General features: G+C 59.8%; 20 protein-coding genes. 12 read left to right on the top strand and 8 right to left on the bottom strand.

Going from position 1 to position 18491, the window contains the following annotated elements; genetic code table 11:
* The first annotated feature begins 57 nt into the window (after positions 1-57).
* The 8 genes from tsaE to N6L24_RS05635 all read left to right on the top strand — a co-directional run bounded on the left by tsaE (position 58) and on the right by N6L24_RS05635 (position 9725).
* On the top strand, positions 58-534 hold the full coding sequence (gene tsaE / locus N6L24_RS05670) for a tRNA (adenosine(37)-N6)-threonylcarbamoyltransferase complex ATPase subunit type 1 TsaE (protein ID WP_271843691.1): 477 nt from the start codon (positions 58-60) through the stop codon (positions 532-534).
* A complete protein-coding gene (locus N6L24_RS05665) occupies positions 527-1534 on the top strand; it encodes an aminoglycoside phosphotransferase family protein (protein ID WP_271843690.1) in 1008 nt (335 codons plus the stop codon). The genes tsaE and N6L24_RS05665 overlap by 8 nt, the downstream gene beginning before the upstream one ends.
* The gene (locus tag N6L24_RS05660; protein WP_271843689.1) at positions 1510-2202 is read left to right on the top strand and encodes a nucleotidyltransferase family protein; all 693 of its coding nucleotides are present in this window, start codon (positions 1510-1512) and stop codon (positions 2200-2202) included. The genes N6L24_RS05665 and N6L24_RS05660 overlap by 25 nt, the downstream gene beginning before the upstream one ends.
* Positions 2195-5131 carry a double-strand break repair protein AddB gene (gene addB, locus N6L24_RS05655; protein ID WP_271843688.1) on the top strand — a complete coding sequence of 979 codons (2937 nt, stop codon included), beginning with the start codon at positions 2195-2197 and terminating at the stop codon, positions 5129-5131. The genes N6L24_RS05660 and addB overlap by 8 nt, the downstream gene beginning before the upstream one ends.
* Positions 5089-8487, top strand: coding sequence for a double-strand break repair helicase AddA (addA, locus tag N6L24_RS05650; protein ID WP_442872582.1), 3399 nt, complete (start codon positions 5089-5091; stop codon positions 8485-8487). Before addB ends, addA begins: the two co-directional genes overlap by 43 nt.
* A gap of 59 nt (positions 8488-8546) precedes the next feature.
* Positions 8547-8867, top strand: coding sequence for a thioredoxin (gene trxA / locus N6L24_RS05645; protein WP_271843686.1), 321 nt, complete (start codon positions 8547-8549; stop codon positions 8865-8867).
* 142 nt (positions 8868-9009) lie between these two features.
* A complete protein-coding gene (locus tag N6L24_RS05640) occupies positions 9010-9360 on the top strand; it encodes a Lin0512 family protein (RefSeq protein ID WP_271843685.1) in 351 nt (116 codons plus the stop codon).
* Complete coding sequence (locus N6L24_RS05635; RefSeq protein ID WP_271843684.1) at positions 9357-9725, top strand: Lin0512 family protein; 369 nt, start codon at positions 9357-9359, stop codon at positions 9723-9725. The genes N6L24_RS05640 and N6L24_RS05635 overlap by 4 nt, the downstream gene beginning before the upstream one ends.
* Before the next feature lie 76 nt (positions 9726-9801).
* Here N6L24_RS05635 and N6L24_RS05630 read toward each other — a convergent pair whose 3' ends face one another.
* Positions 9802-9993: a DUF1127 domain-containing protein gene (locus N6L24_RS05630; RefSeq protein WP_271843683.1), complete on the bottom strand. Its 192-nt coding sequence runs from the start codon at positions 9991-9993 to the stop codon at positions 9802-9804.
* A 192-nt stretch (positions 9994-10185) separates the two neighbouring features.
* Here N6L24_RS05630 and hslV point away from each other — a divergent pair, with 192 nt between their 5' ends.
* Both hslV and hslU read left to right on the top strand, forming a co-directional pair.
* Positions 10186-10743: an ATP-dependent protease subunit HslV gene (hslV, locus tag N6L24_RS05625; protein ID WP_271843682.1), complete on the top strand. Its 558-nt coding sequence runs from the start codon at positions 10186-10188 to the stop codon at positions 10741-10743.
* Positions 10744-10797: 54 nt separating this feature from the next.
* Positions 10798-12105 (top strand): ATP-dependent protease ATPase subunit HslU, encoded by a 1308-nt coding sequence (hslU, locus tag N6L24_RS05620; RefSeq protein ID WP_271843681.1) that lies wholly within the window; start codon positions 10798-10800, stop codon positions 12103-12105.
* Between the two features lie 60 nt (positions 12106-12165).
* On the opposite strand, the gene N6L24_RS05615 is transcribed toward hslU, so the two are convergent.
* The 3 genes from N6L24_RS05615 to N6L24_RS05605 are packed head-to-tail and all read right to left on the bottom strand — an operon-like array spanning position 12166 to position 14440.
* Entirely contained in the window at positions 12166-12753 is a 588-nt protein-coding gene (locus N6L24_RS05615; protein WP_271843680.1) for a Smr/MutS family protein, read from the bottom strand.
* Positions 12750-13787: a murein transglycosylase A gene (gene mltA, locus N6L24_RS05610; RefSeq protein WP_271843679.1), complete on the bottom strand. Its 1038-nt coding sequence runs from the start codon at positions 13785-13787 to the stop codon at positions 12750-12752. Before mltA ends, N6L24_RS05615 begins: the two co-directional genes overlap by 4 nt.
* Positions 13784-14440 carry a Tim44/TimA family putative adaptor protein gene (locus N6L24_RS05605; RefSeq protein ID WP_271843678.1) on the bottom strand — a complete coding sequence of 219 codons (657 nt, stop codon included), beginning with the start codon at positions 14438-14440 and terminating at the stop codon, positions 13784-13786. The genes mltA and N6L24_RS05605 overlap by 4 nt, the downstream gene beginning before the upstream one ends.
* A 99-nt stretch (positions 14441-14539) precedes the next feature.
* Here N6L24_RS05605 and N6L24_RS05600 point away from each other — a divergent pair, with 99 nt between their 5' ends.
* Both N6L24_RS05600 and secB read left to right on the top strand, forming a co-directional pair.
* On the top strand, positions 14540-15043 hold the full coding sequence (locus tag N6L24_RS05600; RefSeq protein ID WP_271843677.1) for an FxsA family protein: 504 nt from the start codon (positions 14540-14542) through the stop codon (positions 15041-15043).
* Between the two features lie 57 nt (positions 15044-15100).
* On the top strand, positions 15101-15595 hold the full coding sequence (gene secB, locus N6L24_RS05595; RefSeq protein WP_271843676.1) for a protein-export chaperone SecB: 495 nt from the start codon (positions 15101-15103) through the stop codon (positions 15593-15595).
* A 34-nt stretch (positions 15596-15629) separates the two neighbouring features.
* Here the strand turns inward: secB and dnaQ are convergent, their stop codons facing one another.
* The 4 genes from dnaQ to N6L24_RS05575 are packed head-to-tail and all read right to left on the bottom strand — an operon-like array spanning position 15630 to position 18373.
* A complete protein-coding gene (gene dnaQ / locus N6L24_RS05590; RefSeq protein ID WP_271843675.1) occupies positions 15630-16361 on the bottom strand; it encodes a DNA polymerase III subunit epsilon in 732 nt (243 codons plus the stop codon).
* The gene (gene coaE / locus N6L24_RS05585; protein ID WP_271843674.1) at positions 16354-16947 is read right to left on the bottom strand and encodes a dephospho-CoA kinase; all 594 of its coding nucleotides are present in this window, start codon (positions 16945-16947) and stop codon (positions 16354-16356) included. The genes dnaQ and coaE overlap by 8 nt, the downstream gene beginning before the upstream one ends.
* Positions 16944-17777 (bottom strand): shikimate dehydrogenase, encoded by an 834-nt coding sequence (locus tag N6L24_RS05580; protein ID WP_271843673.1) that lies wholly within the window; start codon positions 17775-17777, stop codon positions 16944-16946. Before N6L24_RS05580 ends, coaE begins: the two co-directional genes overlap by 4 nt.
* Entirely contained in the window at positions 17774-18373 is a 600-nt protein-coding gene (locus N6L24_RS05575) for a Maf family protein (protein WP_271843672.1), read from the bottom strand. Before N6L24_RS05575 ends, N6L24_RS05580 begins: the two co-directional genes overlap by 4 nt.
* Positions 18374-18491: the final 118 nt, after the last annotated feature.

Raw genomic sequence — 18491 nt, 5'->3', positions numbered from 1 at the left:
TCCGCCCACTGGCGGCTTGGCCCTTGCAGGTGGGCAACAGGCGAGTATCCTCGCGCCATGACGCAACGCAGCCTGCAGGCCACCCTGACCTCTCCGGAAAAAACCGCCGCATGGGCTGCCGCATTGGGGGCACGCCTTGACGCGGGCGACGTGATCCTTTTGACCGGCGATATCGGGGCGGGCAAAACCCATTTTTCGCGGTCGCTGATCCAGCATCGTCTCGGCTATGCCGAGGATGTGCCTTCCCCGACCTTTACATTGGTTCAGACCTACGAGGCGGGCGATATCGAAATCTGGCACGCCGATCTATATCGCCTGACGACGCCGGATGAGGTGGTGGAACTAGGGCTTACCGAAGCTTTTGAAACCGCGATTTGCCTTGTCGAATGGCCCGACAGATTGGCCGAGTTGGCACCAGAAAATGCCCTGATGATCACGCTGAAAATGTGCGACACCCCTGGGGAGCGCGCCCTGTCGCTGCAGTGGCGCGACCCGAAATGGCACGAGATACTGAAAGACCTGCCCCTTGAGTGACCGCAACAGCAAAATCCTGGACTTTATGGCCGCAACAGAGTGGCGCGATGCGCGCCGCCTGCCGCTGGCCGGCGATGCCTCCAATCGCCGCTACGACCGCTTGCATCGCGCCGATGGCACAACCGCCGTTCTAATGGATGCCCCGCCGGAAAAAGGCGAAGACGTGCGCCCATTTGTGCGCATTGCGGACCATTTGCGTGCGCTTGGCCTGTCACCACCCAAGATCCTGGCCGCTGATGCCACGCATGGGCTGCTGCTGATCGAGGATCTGGGCGATGATCTATTTGCGCGGGTGTTAGAGCACAGGCCGGAAAGCGAAAGCCAGCTTTACGGGGCCGCGATTGATGTGCTGTGTGATCTGCACGACACCCCACCGCCTTCAGACCTGCCGACCTACGCGCCAAAATTGATGGCCGAACTCGCCAGTTTGCCATGGCTCTGGTACGCCCCGGACGCAGAGATGCGGGCAGAGTTTCAGGCTATTTTCGAGCCTATTCTTGCCCAAAACGTGCCCGAAGCGGATGTGTTGATACAGCGCGATTACCATGCAGAGAACCTCTTGTGGTTGCCCGGACAGCAAGGCAGCGCACGGGTCGGCCTGCTGGATTTTCAGGACGCCATGGCCGGACACCGTGCCTATGATCTGGTCTCGCTGCTGCAAGACGCCCGCCGCGATGTATCGCTGACAACAGAGGCTGACATGATCCGCCGTTATGTCGCGCAGACCGGGGTCGATCCGGCCAGCTTTGACACCGCGTATCACCTGCTTGGCGCGCAACGAAACCTGCGTATTCTTGGCGTCTTTGCCCGGCTTTGCCTACGCGATGGCAAAGCGCACTACGTTGATCTCATCCCCCGGGTCTGGGGCTATCTGATGCGTGACCTCACCCACCCCGTTCTGGCAGAGATTGCGCCGCTTGTGCAACGCACCCTGCCCGCCCCGACCCCTTCTTATCTGCAAAGGTTGAAAGAGAAATGCGCGACGATCCAGAAGCCGTGATGATCTTTGCCGCCGGTTTTGGCACGCGCATGGGGGCCCTGACGGCGCAGCAACCCAAACCCATGGTCAAGGTCGCGGGCCGCGCCCTGATTGACCACACGCTGGATCTGCTGCCCGCGATCGCGCCAAAGCGTGTGGTGGCCAACCTACATTACCGACCAGAGCGGCTGCGCGATCACCTGCACGCGCGCGGCGTCGTCACCTGCACCGAAAGCCCCGATATTCTCGACACAGGTGGCGGGTTGCGCCATGCGCTGCCGCAGCTTGGCGGTGGGCCCGTCTACTCAAGCAATTGCGATGCGATCTGGCGCGGACCAAACCCGTTTGCCGAGCTCCGCGCTGCCTGGCGCCCTGAGAAGATGGAGGCGCTTTTGCTCTGCGTGCCGCAGGAAAACGTCTCTGCACATGCGGGAAATGGCGATTTCACGCTCGATGCCGATGGCCGGATCACGCGCGGGCCTGGCATGGTCTATAGCGGCATTCAAATCCTCAAGACCGATGCGCTGGCCGCTTTCCCAGAAGAAAAATTCTCGCTCAACCGGCTGTGGGATAGGCTGATTGCGCAGGGGACAGCCTATGGGGTCCCCTATTCCGGCCAATGGTGCGATGTTGGCACGCCAGAGGGTATTGCCGTCGCCGAAGCGCTGCTGGATCGTCCAGATGTTTGATCTGCTGGACAAAGCGCGCGTCTTTGGCATCCCGCCCGGTGCCGATTTTCCCGCCGATCTGCTGGCCGGGCTCAGAACCCATCTCAGCGGGCATCCGCCCGAGGCCATGGCCAAAGTGCAGCTGATCGTGAACACCCAGCGCATGGCGCGCCGTTTACGCCAATTGATCGATCAAGGGCCGCCCGGTTTTGCACCCCGCATTGACCTTTTGACTGCGGTGGGCCGCGATCTAAAGCAGGCTGACATTCCGCCCGCCGTGTCTGCGCTGCGCCGCCGATTTGAGCTGATCCAGCTGGTATCGCGCCTGATAGAGCAGCAGCCGGATCTTGCGCCGCGCACCTCGCTTTATGATCTGGCAGACAGCCTCGCTGCCCTCATGGATGAAATGAGCGGCGAAGGTGTTTCGCCCGACACCATCGAAGCGCTCGACGTGTCCGACCAATCAGGCCACTGGGAGCGCGCACAGGCGTTTTTTGGCATCGCGCGGCAGTTTTTGCAGAATGTTGATCAACAGCCCGACAGTGAAACCCGCCAGCGGTTGGTGGTCGAGGCGCTGATGGCACAATGGCAGGCCGCGCCCCCCCAGCACCCGGTGATCCTGGCTGGCTCCACCGGGTCACGCGGCACCACTATGCTGCTGATGCAGGCGGTGGCCAAGCTGCCGCAAGGGGCGCTGGTGCTGCCGGGGTTTGATTTTGACACCCCCGCACCGGTCTGGCAGGCGCTTGGAGATGCGCTTGTCGCCGAAGATCACCCGCAGTACCGCTTTCACAAGGTGCTGAAGACACTGGATCTGACGGCCGATCAGGTGCAGCCTTGGACAGATACCCCCGCCCCCTGCCCGCCACGTAACAAATTGATTTCGCTTGCTTTACGCCCCGCGCCCGTCACAGACCAATGGCTGAGCGAAGGACCCGATCTGGGAGATCTGACCCCCGCAACCAACAGTGTCACCCTCGTCGAAGCGCAATCGCAGCGCGATGAGGCGCTGGCCATCGCCATGCGGTTGCGCGCCGCCGCCAACGCGGGCCAGACTGCGGCGCTGATCACACCGGACCGCATGCTGACCCGGCAGGTAACAGCGGCACTGGACCGCTGGGATATCCTGCCCGATGATTCCGCCGGCACGCCACTGCAATTGACCCCGCCTGGTCGGTTCTTGCGTCACGTCGCGGCGCTGTTCACCCAGCCGCTGACCTCGGAAGCGCTGCTGACCTTGCTCAAACACCCGCTGACCCATTCCGGCAACGCACGTAACACGCACCTGCGCCATACCCGCGACCTGGAGCTTTACCTACGCAAGAAAGGCCTGAGCTACCCGAGCGCCGAAAAACTGCGGCACTGGTCCGGGACAACCAAAGATGCCAACACCTGGACGGATTGGGTCATCACGCAGTTCTGTGTGCCCATAGAAACCCGTCAGCCGCGCGCTTTGGCCGATTGGCTCAGCGCGCATCTGGCGCGGGCCGAAACCCTGGCACGCGGCGCGGAAACTGCAGAGGGCAGTGGCGGACTTTGGGAGGAAAAGGCCGGGCGTGAGGCGGCAAAAATCGTCTCTGATCTTGCCGAAAACGCGGAATTTGCAGGGGAATTGATGGGGCATGACTACGTTGATGTCTTTGAGTCGGTCCTGCGGCGCGGCGAGGTGCGCGACCGTGATGCACCACACCCTGACATCTTGATCTGGGGCACGCTTGAGGCGCGGGTGCAGGGCGCTGATGTAATGATCCTCGGCGGGCTCAACGAAGGCAGCTGGCCCGAAGCGCCAAGCCCCGATCCTTGGCTTAATCGCAAACTGCGACACGAAGCCGGGCTGCTGTTGCCGGAACGGCGCATCGGCCTGTCGGCGCATGACTTTCAGCAGGCTGTCGGCGCAAAGGAAGTCTGGCTGACTCGCGCCATACGGTCCGACGATTCTGAAACCGTGCCCGCGCGCTGGATCAACCGGCTCGTCAACCTGCTCAGCGGGCTGCCAGAGCAGGGCGGGCCAGAGGCGCTGTCGGCGATGCGCGCGCGTGGCGCAGATTGGCTGGCGCAGGTGCGCGCGCTGGAATATGCGCCGCGCTGTGACTCCGCGCCGCGCCCAGCGCCGCGCCCGCCTGTGGCCGCGCGACCAACGCAGCTTTCGGTCACGGAGATCAAAAAACTGATCCGCGATCCCTATGCGATCTACGCGCGCCATTGCCTGCGCCTGCGCCCGATGGAGCCATTGATGCGCACGCCCGATGCCCTGTTGCGGGGCATTGTTGTGCATGAGGTTCTGGAAACCTTCGTCAAAGACGTCAGCGCCGATCGCAGCCTGCTGACGCATGATCACCTGATGTCTCTGGCGCGCAACACATTGGCACATGACGTGCCATGGCCCGCCACGCGCGCCTTGCTGGAGGCGCGCATTGAAAAATTTGCCGGCCATTTCCTGCAGGGTGAGGCCCGGCGCCAAGCCGAGGGCAAAACCATTGCCTTTGAGCGCGACGCCAAAGCAATGATCCCGGCGCTCGGTTTTACGCTGACTGCCAAGGCGGATCGGATCGACCGGAACGGGCAGGGGGATCTGGTGCTGTATGACTATAAGACCGGCAACCCCCCCACCGAAAAAGAGCAGCGCTATTTTGACAAGCAATTGCTGCTTGAGGCGGCAATGGCGGAAAACGGTGCCTTTCGCGACATCGACCCCGCTGAGGTTGTGTCGGCCATATACATCGGTCTGGGCAGCACGCCAAAGGAGGTCGCTGCACCACTGAACGATCTGCCGCCCGCGCAGGTCTGGCAAGAATTTGAAACTCTGATCAGCCGCTATCTAGAGGCTGACCAGGGCTATACCGCGCGGCGGGCCTTGCGGCAGGACAGTGACCACAGCGATTATGATCAACTTTCGCGGTTCGGCGAATGGGATGTCACCGATGCGCCGCTGCCGGAGGATCTGACGTGAAGCGCGATGACGCAACAGAGCGGCAGGTTCAGGCCGCGCATCCGACGGCGTCGACCTGGCTGTCGGCCAACGCCGGTTCCGGCAAAACCCGTGTGCTGACCGATCGCGTCGCGCGCTTGTTGTTGAATGGCGTGCAGCCGCAACACATTTTGTGCCTGACCTACACCAAAGCAGCGGCATCCGAGATGCAGAACCGTTTGTTCAAGCGGCTCGGCGCGTGGGCGATGAAGGCGGACGCCGCGCTCGCAGGCGAACTGCGCGATCTTGGCGTTGATGGCACGATAGACGCCGCGCGCCTGCGCGATGCCCGCACCTTGTTTGCACGCGCCATCGAAACGCCCGGCGGGCTGAAAATCCAGACCATTCATTCTTTCTGCGCCTCCTTGTTGCGCCGCTTCCCGCTTGAGGCGCAGGTCAGCCCGCTGTTCACCGAGATGGAAGACCGCAGTGCCGCGTTGCTACGGAGCCAAATTGTCGACGACATGGCAGAGGGTGCAGACGCGCCGCTGGTGCGTGATTTTGCGCGGCTTGTGTCAGGCGAAGACTTTGAAAAGATCACGGCGCAAATCACCCGCGATGCAGAACGTCTGGCCAAACCTGTTGACGCCGCAAAAGTGTTTGGCGCGCTTGGCCTTAGCCCAGATACCAGCCGCAAAAGCATCTCAGCTGATGTCTTTTTGGGGGATGAGGCCGATCTGATTGCGGCGCTTGTCACTGCCTTGCGTTCCGGCACCTCTACCGACCAGAAGGCGGCTGCGAAACTCGCGCCCCTCAGCGCGCCGGGATGCGCGGATCTGCCCGTTTTGGAAGGGGTGTTTCTGACAGGCAAATCCGCGAAAGAGCCGTATTCTGCCAAAATCGGCAGTTTCCCCACCAAAGCCACGCGCGCCGCGCATGGCGATCTGATGGCGCGGGTTGAAAACATGATGCTGCGGGTCGAGGCGGCGCGACCGCTGCGGCTTGGCCTGGAAAACGCAGAACGCACGCTGACCATGTGGGGCTTTGCGCATCGGTTTTTGCAGCATTATGAAACGCAAAAGCAATTGCGTGGCTGGCTGGATTTTGACGATCTGATCCTGCGGGCGCGCAATCTTTTATCCGATCGCGCGGTGGCCGAATGGGTGCTCTACCGTCTGGATGGCGGCATTGACCATATTCTGGTGGATGAGGCGCAGGATACGAGCCCGGTGCAGTGGCAGGTGATCGAGCGGCTGGCGCAGGAATTCACCGCCGGGGCAGGGGCGCATGACGGGGCCCCGCGCACCATTTTTGTGGTCGGTGACAAAAAACAATCGATCTACAGCTTTCAAGGCGCGGACCCGGCAGAATTTGATCGCATGCGCTCTGACTTTGCCGCGCGGCTCAATGGGTCTGAAACGCCGTTACAGGAACTGGAGCTGGAATATTCCTTCCGCTCCTCTGACGCCATTCTGCGGGTTGTGGACCATTGTTTTCAGGCCCACCCAAAAACCAACTATGAACGTCACATTGCGTTCAAATCAGACATGCCCGGCCGCGTCGATTTATGGCCGCTGGTGGAAAAGACCGAGAACCCAGAAGAGGGAGACTGGTTTGATCCTGTCGACCGGCTGAGTGACACGCATCACACCGTCTATCTGGCGCAGAACATTGCGCAGGAAATCAAACAGATGATCGACAGCGGCGTGTCCTTACCCATGGATAAGGCCGTTAACGGAGTCTATCCGCAACGTCCGGTGCGGGCAGGGGATTTTCTGATCCTTGTGCAACGCCGCTCGGATTTGTTTCAGGAAATTATCCGCGCCTGCAAAACTGCCGGATTGCCGATTGCCGGGGCCGACCGGCTGAAAGTCGGCGCCGAAATGGCGGTGCGGGATCTGACGGCGCTGTTGCAATTCCTCGCCACGCCCGAGGACAGCCTTTCGCTGGCCATCACCCTGCGGTCGCCGCTGTTTGGATGGGGCGAACAAGCGCTCTTTGACCTGGCGCACCGGCGCGCCACACCGCTTTTGTGGCAGGCGCTGCGCGAGCGCGGGGCAGAGTTCGCCGACGAGATGGCCGTGATCGGCGATCTGATGGGCAAAACGGATTTTCTGCGCCCCTATGATCTGATCGAGCGGGTGCTGACCCGCCATGGCGGACGCAAAAAACTGCTGGGTCGGCTGGGCAGCGAGGCCGAAGATGGGATCAACGCCCTCCTGTCCCAGGCGCTGGCCTATGAGCGCAGCACAGTGCCCAGTTTGACGGGGTTTCTGGTTTGGTTGACCGCAGACGAGCTGGAAATCAAACGCCAGATGGACAGCGCCAGCGACCAGATCCGGGTGATGACCGTGCATGGCTCCAAAGGGCTTGAGGCCCCGATTGTGATCATGCCCGATACCGCCAAGCGTCAGCACGCCATACGTGAGCAAATTGTCAAAGCAGGCGATCTTGCACTGTGGAACAGCGGCAGCGCGGATGCGCCGGAAACGCTCAGTGTCGCTCGCGACCGGCTGAGCAGCGCCCAGGCCGAAGAACGGCTGCGGCTGCTCTACGTGGCCATGACCCGAGCGGAAAAATGGCTGATCGTGGCGGCGGCCGGTGATCTCGAAAAAAATGGCGACAGCTGGTATCAGATCATCGAGCGCGGTATGACTTCTGCGGGCGCGACGCCGCATGAAACGCGCTTTGGTCAAGGTCTGCGCTATGCGCATGGGGATTGGACCGGGCCAGTTTTGATGCCGGACGCGCCGGTCAAAAGCCAGCTGCCTGAGCTGGCGCAAATCTACCGTGACCCGGCACCGGCGCCCACGCTGCGGCGCGAGACGCTTAGCCCATCGGATCTTGGCGGGGCCAAGGCCCTCGCGGGCGACGCGGGGCTTGAGGAAGAGGCGGCAAAGCGGCGGGGCCGCCAGTTGCATTTGCTGCTGGAGCATCTGCCCAGCGCGGCACCGAAGGCTTGGCAAGATGCCGCGCTGCGTATCTTGGCAAACGGCGGCGAAGCGGATGACACCGGCTGGCCCATGTTGCTGAAGGAGGCGGGCGCAGTCCTGAACGCCCCGGCGCTGGCGTTTCTTTTTGCAGAGGACACTTTGGCCGAAGTTTCCCTGTCTGCAGATTTTGGCGACGACCGTCTGCATGGCACGATTGACCGGCTGATCATCACCGATACCGACATTCTGGCTGTGGACTTTAAAACCAACGCAGTGGTGCCATCATCGCCAGCGGATGTACCCGAAGGGCTTTTGCGGCAGATGGGGGCCTATGCGCATATGCTGCGGCAAATCTACCCTCATCACGCGATCAGAACCGCATTGCTTTGGACCGGGAATGCGACATTGATGCATCTGCCGGACGAATTGATCACGGCGGCTCTCGCAAACGTGTATGCGCCTTGACGCCACCAGATCGGGTACCTACGTTCAGGGCCGACCCAATTTCTGCTTAGGAGAGCCCCATGGCCACCGTCGCTGTCACCGATGCCACCTTTGACGCCGAAGTCAAAAATTCCGACCTGCCTGTCGTTGTCGACTTTTGGGCGGAATGGTGTGGCCCTTGTAAACAAATCGGCCCTGCCCTCGAAGAGCTGTCTGCTGAGCTCGACGGAAAGGTAAAAGTCGTGAAAGTTGATGTAGATAGCAACCCGAATTCTGCCGCCGCCATGGGTGTGCGCGGTATCCCGGCGCTGTTCATCTTCAAGGACGGTCAGGTTGTGTCCAACCGCGCTGGCGCCGCACCCAAAGCCGCGCTGCAAAGCTGGATCGAAGATTCGATCTAAGCGCGCGACTCACACCCATGATTTGAACGGGCATCCACTGGGTGCCCGTTTTGCTTTGGCTCTACGGGAAATTGCCTCTGGGTCTCTTTTCATTTGATGGCCCGCGCCGCAGACTGCGCCGAAACCAAGGATGGAGATGGAAATGGCCAAAACCCGCGTCCTCGTCGAATTCGGCATGGGCACCTCTTTGCGGCGCCAGGATTACACCGAAGCCGCCGTGCGCGCGCTTAAAGACGCGCTCTGGCACAATTCAATCAATATGGCTGAGCTATTTGATTTCCCAAAATCCGCGATGATCATTGATGCCAAGATCGGCGTGGCCGAGCCAGACAAGGTGGATGTTCAGACCCTGCTCGATGTCTTTCCTTACGGTCAGGCGAACGTCAGCGTGGAAGAGGGCGGGCTGAATATCGCGGCGCCGCACCGCGACGGCCATACCGTGATCGCCAATGCCGCCATTATCGTGTCCTTTGATATGGAGCCCGCAGCATGAGCATGAAACGCATCATTCTTGAAATGGGCACCGGCAATGACCTTTATGGGCAGGATTATACCAAAGCCGCCAAACGCGCCGTGCAGGATGCGCTGCATCATTCCTCGATCACGCTGTTTTCGAAAATCGGCATGGATCATTCCGAAATGCGCGTTGTTGTCACCATCGGTGTGGCCCAGCCAGACAAGGTGGATTGTGCCGCCGTCACCGCAGAGCTGCCGCGCGGTGTCGCCACTGTCACAGCCGTGAAAGGCGGGCTGGATGTTCTGGATGAGGACACGGGCACGCGCCATGTGGTTGCCACAGCCGCGATCGAAGCCTATGTGCCGGATCAGGCGGGCAAATGGGTGCCATCAAACACCTGAGATAAAAAGAAAATGGCCGCTGGTGTCACCACCGCGGCCAGTTTCAACCTCGTTCCGAGGTATGTGTTCTGCACCCTTACAGCACGTCAGCACGGCACAGGCCGATATCTTCCAGCTGTTCGTTGGTCAGGGCCAGCAGGGCCTTGCGTGTTTCGTGCTTGGTCCGCCAGCTGCGGAACGCTGCGAAAATTTCTGTAACCAGGCTGTACTCTCGGAGTGTTGCGACTGCTCCGAAAGGCACTTGCGCGGCGATCACTTGAGTTGCCATATGTCTTGTCCTTTGTATGTCAGCCGACCCAGCGTCGGTTGCAGGCGCTATCTAGGCAGTGTCCCCTCAACGTACAAATGTTATCCCCGCAGCCCCGTCATGCGATGCCTGCATGCCAACTGATCGCGGCCAAGTGGTTGCACCGCCCCGCTTGCCGGACCATATATTCACTGCACGAAAACGGAGGCACCTATGGCAGACGACACATTCCCGGGCTGGCACGGCACAACGATCATTGGCGTCAAAAAGGGCGGCGAGGTTGTCATTGCCGGCGACGGACAGGTCAGCCTTGGGCAAACCGTGATCAAAGGCTCTGCGCGCAAAGTGCGCCGCCTCAAGCCCGGCGGCCATGAGGTTGTGGCCGGTTTTGCCGGATCGACCGCGGATGCCTTTACCCTGCTGGAACGCCTGGAAGCCAAGCTGGAGGCAACGCCTGGCCAATTGGCCCGCGCCTCGGTGGAGCTCGCCAAAGACTGGCGCACCGATAAGTATCTGCAAAAGCTCGAGGCGATGCTGATTGTGACCGATGGGGCCGATATTTTTGTCATCACCGGCGCAGGTGATGTTCTAGAGCCCGAACATGACGTGACGGCGATTGGCTCTGGCGGCAATTACGCCTTGGCTGCCGCGCGCGGTATGATGGACAGTGACCGCACCGCCGAAGAGGTGGCCCGCGCCGCCATGGCCATTGCCGCTGACATCTGCGTTTACACCAACGGTCGCCTGACCGTCGAGAAAATCGCCAAATAATCACCCCAATCTCGGGGTGGGGCGAACCGCGCCACCCGTGAGCCGGAGACCCACATGACTGACTTGACCCCCCGCGAAATCGTATCCGAGCTGGATCGGTTCATCATCGGCCAGAACGACGCCAAACGCGCTGTCGCCGTGGCGCTGCGCAACCGCTGGCGCCGCAAGCAACTCGCCGATGATCTACGTGACGAAGTCTATCCAAAAAACATCCTGATGATCGGCCCCACAGGTGTGGGCAAAACCGAAATCAGCCGCCGTCTTGCCAAGCTGGCCAAGGCTCCGTTTATCAAAGTCGAAGCCACCAAATTCACCGAAGTGGGCTATGTCGGCCGCGACGTGGAGCAGATCGTGCGCGATCTGGTGGATTCTGCAATTTTGCAAACCCGCGAACACATGCGCGAAGATGTGAAGGCCAAGGCGCAAAAAGCCGCCGAGGAACGGGTGATCGAGGCGATCGCCGGCACGGATGCGCGCGAAGCAACCCGCGATATGTTCCGCAAGAAACTGCACGCCGGGCTGCTGGACGATACCATAATTGAGCTCGAAGTTGCTGACAGCAGCAACCCGATGTCGATGTTTGACATGCCGGGTCAGCCGGGCAGCCAAGTGGGCATGATGAACCTTGGCGATCTCTTCGGCAAAGCCATGGGCGGACGCAAAACCAAAAAACGCCTGACCGTTGCCGAAAGCTATGATGTGTTGGTCAGCGAAGAGGCGGACAAGCTGCTGGATGATGAAACCGTCAACCGGCTTGCGCTTGAAAGCGTTGAGCAGAACGGCATCGTTTTTCTGGACGAAATCGACAAGGTCTGCGCCCGTTCGGATGCGCGGGGCGGCGATGTTTCGCGCGAGGGGGTGCAACGTGACCTGCTGCCGCTGATCGAAGGCACCACCGTCAGCACCAAATACGGGCCGGTGAAAACCGATCATATCCTGTTCATTGCGTCGGGCGCCTTCCACATCGCCAAACCCAGCGATCTACTGCCCGAACTGCAAGGGCGCCTGCCGATCCGGGTGGAGCTGCGCGCGCTGACCGAAGAAGATTTTGTGCGCATCCTGACGGAAACCGACAATGCGCTGACGCTGCAATACACCGCGCTGATGGCAACCGAAGAGGTGAAAGTCACCTTCACCCCCGAAGGCATCGCAGCGCTGGCCAAGATTGCCGCTGATGTGAACCAGTCGGTTGAAAACATCGGGGCGCGGCGGCTGTACACCGTGCTGGAACGTGTCTTTGAAGAACTGTCGTTCAACGCCCCGGATCAATCGGGCAGCGACGTGACAGTGGATGCCGCCTTTGTTGATAAAAATCTGGGCGAGCTGACGAAATCCACGGATGTGTCGCGCTACGTACTCTAGATCTCGCAGAGTTTTTGATCAGATACGCAGAAACCGCGCCGCATTGGGCGCGGTTTTTGCTTAGCGCGGGCGGCGCAAATACACGTAGTAGGCGCCGCTGCCGCCGTGTTTCAGATGCGCTTCGGTAACTTGCAGCACCACTTGGCGCAGCGGTGCCATTTGCAGCCATCCGGGCACCTGATGTTTCAGAACACCGCGCCGCTCCGGAATGGGGCCATCATCGCGTTTGGATTTGCCTTTGCCGGTGATCACCAGCACCAAGCGCATTCCTTCGCCATAGCTGCGCATCACAAAGCCGATCAGGGCCGGGTGCGCCTGCTCTAGCGTCATACCATGCAGATCGATGCGCGCCTCGGGCAAGAGTTTGCCGCGCTTCATCCGGCCAAAGGCTTTCTTGTCCATCTGCACCGGCTGCGCCGCGACGCGGTCAGAGATCGAGGGAGCCAGATCATGCGATTTTGAGGGCGCGCGCGCGCGACTGCCGAGCTTGAAAGGCTGTAGCTGCGTCGGGGATTTTTCCACACTGCGCGGCAGGGTCAGCGTCGGCTTATCCTCGGGCTTGTGCCGTGGCACCTGCAGCCGCTGGGTGGTGGCAGAAACACGATCCCATAGCGCTTTGTCTTCTTCTGTCAGGCGGCGTTTTTTCACATCACCGCCTCGGGCAGCAAAGAATAAGCGCGCTGAATCGGCAACAGCACATACATGCGGCCCGGATCCCGCAACTTGCCCGCGGCGCGCCCCGCGGCGTCCCCTGTCCCGACAAAAATATCGGCACGTTGCGCGCCCTTGATGGCCGAGCCGGTATCTTGCGCCACCATCAATCTGCGTTGCGGTCCGGCACCGTCTTTTTCAATCCAGACCGGAGCACCAAGCGGGGTAAACCGCGGATCAACAGCTATCGACCGCCCGGCTGTGATCGAGCGGTTCATCGCCCCAAGCGGGCCGTCTTTGGGATCCATTTTGGCGAGCTTGCGAAAGAACACATAAGACGGGTTGTGATGCAACAGCGCCTGCCCTTCGACCGGGTTGCGACGCACCCAATTTCGAATGACCTGCGCCGACACCTGATGCGCCTGATAGATCCCGCGCCGCACCATTTCTGCGCCGACTGAACGATAGACATGGCCGTTCTTGCCAGCATACCCGACCCGAATGGTGCTGCCATCAGGCAGGCGAATACGGCCAGACCCTTGAATTTGCAGAAAAAACAGCTCTACCGGGTCATCAACCCAGGCAATTTCAAGCCCACGTCCCACCAGCGCGCCGGTGGTTTCGATCTCGGCCCGCGACAGGTATTGCTCACCCAGTTTCACCTCGGGTGGCAGGGCATAAACCGGGAAGCGATAGCGCGCCGTCGGGATGCGCGAGCCCTCAAGCTCCGGCTCGAAATAGCCGGTGAACATCATGGGTTCCCCATCTTCGATCAGCACTGGGCGAAACAGAAGTTCAAAGAATTTCTTGGGATCCCCAAAGCTGGGCGCCGCAGCGCAGATCGCGCGCCAATCCGGTGCATCCAGATCCGGGCAGGTGTTCAGAAAAACGCGGAACGCGGCGGTATGATCGTCGCGTTCCCAGCCATCTAGATCGGCAAATTCAACAATTTTATACGTCGGCTCGGACGCCGCTGCCAGGCCGGTCATCGCCAGCCCCGCCACCACTGCTGCCCGAAGCGCTGCAATCATTCGCCCGTGGCAACAAGCTGCCAGTTTGGATCGTCAGACCCCATGACGCGCGCGAAAGTCCAAACATCTTTCTGACGTTTGATCTGCGTGTCGCTGCCTTCGACAATCTGTCCTTCGGCATTGCGCACAACATAGCTGAGTTCGCCTGCAAACCGCACGGTCACTTCGCCCTCTCGGGTGGCGGCATCAAATGTCGCGTCTTGCAACGTGGTTTCGCGCACGCCGATAAATTCGGCCTCAACGGTCAGGCCCTGTTCTTCGCGGGCGTCAATCACTTGCTGAAAGGCGTCCTGCACGTCTTCGGAGAGGAAGGATTTGACCGGGGTCAGATCGCCCTTTTCAAAGCTCATCAGGATCATTTCATAGGCCCCTTTGGCACCTTGCAGAAAATCACTGACGCCAAAGCTTGGCTCAACGGCTTTCATTTTGCTCAGCGCGACACCCATGTCACTTTCTGGGTCGGCGACATGATCCGCAATATCGGGATCAGGCCCGCCGGTGATCACTTCGAGGGCGGGGCCTTTGCGCGCGCTGCTCTTGACCTCACGCGGAGATTCGAACCCATCTCGGGTACCAAGCACATTTTTCAATCGCAGGATTAGAAAAACGGCAATCCCGGCCAGCACCAAAAGCTGAATAATAGGCGAATTCATCAGAACCTCATGTCAGGGCATGGAAACAATCATATACGGGACTTATGTAAGTTACGGGCGCGGTCAAGTCCACACGCGCTGATGTGAAGGAGAAAACGGATGTGGTTATTCCTGGCCTTTCTGGCTGTGCCGCTGATTGAGATCGGATTGTTCATCCAGGTGGGCGGGGCCATTGGGTTGTTGCCAACGCTGGGGATCGTGATTCTGACAGCCGTGGTGGGCACGCTTTTGGTGCGCACACAGGGTGCTATGGCCTTGGGAAATCTGCGCCGCTCCTTTTCGGAGCTCAGCAATCCAGCCGAACCCCTGGCGCATGGTGCCATGATCCTCATTGCAGGCGCTTTGTTGCTGACGCCCGGGTTTTTCACCGATGCGGTGGGGTTTGCGCTGTTGATGCCGCCCGTGCGCGTTGCGGTTTTCAATTACCTGCGGCAACGCATCACCATGCATAAATTTGAAATGGGCGAGGCCCATCCCTCGGACCCGCGGCACAGCCCGCAGGCTGACAGCCCCGCGGGCGGCGATGTGATCGAAGGCGAATTTGATGAAATTGATCCGACGAAAAAGCCAACGCATCGCCCATCAGGCTGGACAAAGCATTGAGGGCCGACCAGCGCTCTGCTAAGCCTGAGCGCAAATTTGAAATTATTGGAGTAGATCATGGCTGAGAACGAAGGTGCCGCCGCACCACAGGCCCCGCAGATCAAGATGAACGTGCTGACTCAGTACATTCGCGACATGTCGTTTGAAAACATCCTGGCGCAAAAAGGCGCGCAGGGCGATGTGCAGCCTGACGTTCAGGTGCAGGTCAATCTGGATGCCCGCAAACGCGCGGCTGACAACCAATACGAAAGCTCCATCAAACTGAACGTCACCAGCAAATCCAAAGATGGGTCGGCGACGCTGTTCGTGCTTGAGCTGGATTATGTCGGCATCTTCCAGATCGAAGGCATCCCGGATGAACAGCTGCATCCTTTCCTGCTGATCGAATGCCCGCGCATGATCTTCCCCTTCCTGCGCCGCATCGTGTCTGATGTGACCCGCGATGGTGGCTTCCCGCCGCTTAACCTGGAAACCATTGATTTCGTTTCACTTTATCGCAACGAAATTGCCCGGCGTCAGGCTGAAGCCGGCAGCCAAAAACTGGACGCCTAATCCGATTTGGCCGGGCCCGCAGACCGCTGCGGGCCTAGCCCAGCTTTTTCCAGAGCGCCTCTTCCCCCATCTTTTCGACAAACGCTTTATGTGCCTCTGCCTCATCTGGCGTCAAACGACCGGGCAGGGGGTTTGGCCGCGCGGTCGGGCGCCAGTTGTCTTGTGTCGCGCCGCCATCCTGCCCGCTTGACGTGGTGCCCAGCGTGAAATCAGGCTGCCGCCCGCCGATCAGCTCCAGATAGACCTCTGCCAGAATTTCAGAATCAAGCAGCGCGCCGTGCAATGTCCGATTGCTGTTATCAATCAGAAACCGGCGGCACAGGGCATCCAGCGAGGCGGGGGAGCCGGGGAATTTTTTGCGCGCAATGGCCAGCGTATCAACAGCCCGTTCCCAGGGGATTTCAGCCAGACCCATGCGCTTCAGTTCAAAATTCAGAAACTTCATATCAAAGGCGGCATTGTGAATGACAAGCTTGGCATCGCCAATGAAATCAACAAAGCTTTGGCCAACTTTGGCGAACACCGGCTTGTCGCGCAAAATCACCTGTCCAGGCTCCGGCTCTTTCGGCGGCTCCAGCAGGTCCGGGCCAATCCCGTGGACCTCAAAGGCACCCTGCGGCATCGAGCGTTCGGGGTTGATATAGACGTGGTAGGTTTCGCCCGTTGGCATGTGGTTGTGCAGCTCAACACAGCCGATTTCAACGATGCGATCGCCGCCTTCAGGATCAAACCCGGTGGTTTCCGTATCGAGTACAATTTCACGCATTGGCCATTTTCCCCCGTATATCGGCAAGTATGCGGGCGACTTGTTCGCGCGCGTGATCAAAAGTGTCGGTCAGCACAACATAATCTGACTTGGCCAGCTTTTCCTCATTTGGCAGCTGTTTGGCCAGGATCGCTTCGAATTGCTTTTCTGTCATCGTGCCGCGCGCCAGAACTCGCGCACGCTGGATTTCAGGCGGACTCGTGACACATACCACGGCATCCATGTTTGCTTCGGTGCCGTTTTCAAACAACAGCGGTATGTCCAAAACGGTGACATCCGCGGCGCTGGCGGCGATAAAGGCATCACGATCTGCGGCCACCAGCGGATGCACGATGCGCTCAAGCCGTTTCAGAGCGGCCGCATCCCCCGCCACCAATCTGCGCAGCGCATCGCGCGATACGGCATTGTCTTTGACAGCACTGGGAAAGGCCACCGCAATCAGGGATACCGCCGCGCCATTTTCAGAATACATGCGATGCACCGCCGCATCTGCATCCCAGACCGCGCAGCCCGCATCAGCGAAGAGCTGCGCAGTTGTCGATTTCCCCATGCCGATGGACCCGGTCAGCCCCAGTTTGAAGGTCATGCCAAAACCATCTGCCGCAAATCATCCGTGACCTCTGGGCGCGGGCCGAACCAACGTTCAAACCCGGGCGCGGCCTGATGCAGCAACATGCCAAGCCCATCCACAGTCACGCAGCCTTTTTCCGCCGCCACCTCAAGCAGGGGGGTGCGCAAGGGCGCATAGACCAGATCTGTCACCAAAGTGCCCGGCTGAAGCCCCTCAAGTGAGACCTTGAGGTCAGGTTTTCCGGTCATGCCCAGCGACGTGGTATTCACGAGCGTTGCGGCCTCTTCCATCAAGGTGCCAGCCTGCACCCATTCCACCACTTTCAGACGCGCACCAAAATCATCGCGCAATTGTTCTGCGCGCACCCGCGTGCGGTTGCTGATCAGTATCTGCGGCGCCCCGGCATCCAGAAGCGACGCGACAATCGCTCGCGCGGCGCCACCCGCCCCAAGCACAACCGCTGGCCCCGCCGCTGCATCCCAATCTGGCGCATTCTGCCGCAAATTCTGAATAAATCCGTAACCATCTGTATTGTCAGCCAGAATTTTCCCGTCTTCATGGAAAATCAGCGTGTTCGCTGCGCCGATCAGCGTCGCACGATCGGTAACTTGATCGGCGATTTCCAAGGCACGTTCCTTATGCGGGATCGTGACATTGGCCCCCACGAACCCCATCGTGTGCAGCCCGCGCAAGACCGATTCCAAATGCTCTGGTTTCACATCCATCGGGATGTAATGCCCCGACAGCCCGTGCTGCTTGAGCCAATAAGAATGGATCAGCGGCGATTTTGAATGCGCAATCGGATGGCCAATCACAGCTGCCAAAGGAATTTTTTGGGTCGTCATTTTTGCAATGTCCCTCTCAGGGTCAGAAAGGCCAGAATTTCTAAAAGGGGCATCCCTAATACGGTAAAGTAATCGCCATCCACGCGGGTGAAAAGACGCACGCCTTCGGCCTCAAGCTGATAGCCGCCGACAGTATGCTGGATCTCATCCCAATTGCGATCGATATAGCCTTGCAGAAAGGCATCCGAAAAATCGCGCATCAACAGGCGCACCACACCCACATGGCGCCAGATCGGTTTGCCGCCCTCATAGATGACAGCAGCGGACAGCAGCGCATGCCGTTTGCCGCGCAACTCTTGTAGCTGCGCCTTGGCCTCCGCTTGATCACGGGGTTTGGAAAACATACGCTTTTCAAAATCAAGCACTTGGTCGCAACCGATCACCAAAGCCTCTGGATGGCGGGCGCTGACGCGCTGCGCTTTGGCCTCGGCGAGCGAATCCGCAATATCGCGCGGCGCTGTGCCCTCGGCCTCAAGGCTTTCCTTGATCGCTGCTTCGTCAACAGGGCGGGTTATGACATCAAAAGACACGCCGGCATTTTGCAGCATTTCGGCGCGTATCTTGGACCCAGAGGCAAGGATGATCTGTTGGCTCATGTGGATAACCCGGTGCAGAACTGACGGCATAAACCGCAAATAGGTTGTCGATGAATTCAAAGCCTGACGCAAGCGGTAGATAACTTGGCCATTTCAATGCCGCCCTCCCATGATTGTC

Source organism: Cognatishimia sp. SS12, from assembly GCF_028369055.1.
GTDB lineage: Bacteria > Pseudomonadota > Alphaproteobacteria > Rhodobacterales > Rhodobacteraceae > Cognatishimia.
This window is presented reverse-complemented; position numbering and strand designations above follow the sequence as displayed.

What these genes read in the sequence shown, in the direction of transcription:
- tsaE (WP_271843691.1), top strand. Translation starts at nt 58, where the DNA reads ATGACGCAACGCAGCCTGCAGGCCACCCTGACCTCTCCGGAAAAAACC.
- N6L24_RS05660 (WP_271843689.1), top strand. Translation starts at nt 1,510, where the DNA reads ATGCGCGACGATCCAGAAGCCGTGATGATCTTTGCCGCCGGTTTTGGC.
- addB (WP_271843688.1), top strand. Translation starts at nt 2,195, where the DNA reads ATGTTTGATCTGCTGGACAAAGCGCGCGTCTTTGGCATCCCGCCCGGT.
- addA (WP_442872582.1), top strand. Translation starts at nt 5,089, where the DNA reads ATGGGATGTCACCGATGCGCCGCTGCCGGAGGATCTGACGTGAAGCGC.
- trxA (WP_271843686.1), top strand. Translation starts at nt 8,547, where the DNA reads ATGGCCACCGTCGCTGTCACCGATGCCACCTTTGACGCCGAAGTCAAA.
- N6L24_RS05640 (WP_271843685.1), top strand. Translation starts at nt 9,010, where the DNA reads ATGGCCAAAACCCGCGTCCTCGTCGAATTCGGCATGGGCACCTCTTTG.
- N6L24_RS05635 (WP_271843684.1), top strand. Translation starts at nt 9,357, where the DNA reads ATGAGCATGAAACGCATCATTCTTGAAATGGGCACCGGCAATGACCTT.
- N6L24_RS05630 (WP_271843683.1), bottom strand. Translation starts at nt 9,993, where the DNA reads ATGGCAACTCAAGTGATCGCCGCGCAAGTGCCTTTCGGAGCAGTCGCA.
- hslV (WP_271843682.1), top strand. Translation starts at nt 10,186, where the DNA reads ATGGCAGACGACACATTCCCGGGCTGGCACGGCACAACGATCATTGGC.
- hslU (WP_271843681.1), top strand. Translation starts at nt 10,798, where the DNA reads ATGACTGACTTGACCCCCCGCGAAATCGTATCCGAGCTGGATCGGTTC.
- mltA (WP_271843679.1), bottom strand. Translation starts at nt 13,787, where the DNA reads ATGATTGCAGCGCTTCGGGCAGCAGTGGTGGCGGGGCTGGCGATGACC.
- N6L24_RS05605 (WP_271843678.1), bottom strand. Translation starts at nt 14,440, where the DNA reads ATGAATTCGCCTATTATTCAGCTTTTGGTGCTGGCCGGGATTGCCGTT.
- N6L24_RS05600 (WP_271843677.1), top strand. Translation starts at nt 14,540, where the DNA reads ATGTGGTTATTCCTGGCCTTTCTGGCTGTGCCGCTGATTGAGATCGGA.
- secB (WP_271843676.1), top strand. Translation starts at nt 15,101, where the DNA reads ATGGCTGAGAACGAAGGTGCCGCCGCACCACAGGCCCCGCAGATCAAG.
- dnaQ (WP_271843675.1), bottom strand. Translation starts at nt 16,361, where the DNA reads ATGCGTGAAATTGTACTCGATACGGAAACCACCGGGTTTGATCCTGAA.
- coaE (WP_271843674.1), bottom strand. Translation starts at nt 16,947, where the DNA reads ATGACCTTCAAACTGGGGCTGACCGGGTCCATCGGCATGGGGAAATCG.
- N6L24_RS05580 (WP_271843673.1), bottom strand. Translation starts at nt 17,777, where the DNA reads ATGACGACCCAAAAAATTCCTTTGGCAGCTGTGATTGGCCATCCGATT.
- N6L24_RS05575 (WP_271843672.1), bottom strand. Translation starts at nt 18,373, where the DNA reads ATGAGCCAACAGATCATCCTTGCCTCTGGGTCCAAGATACGCGCCGAA.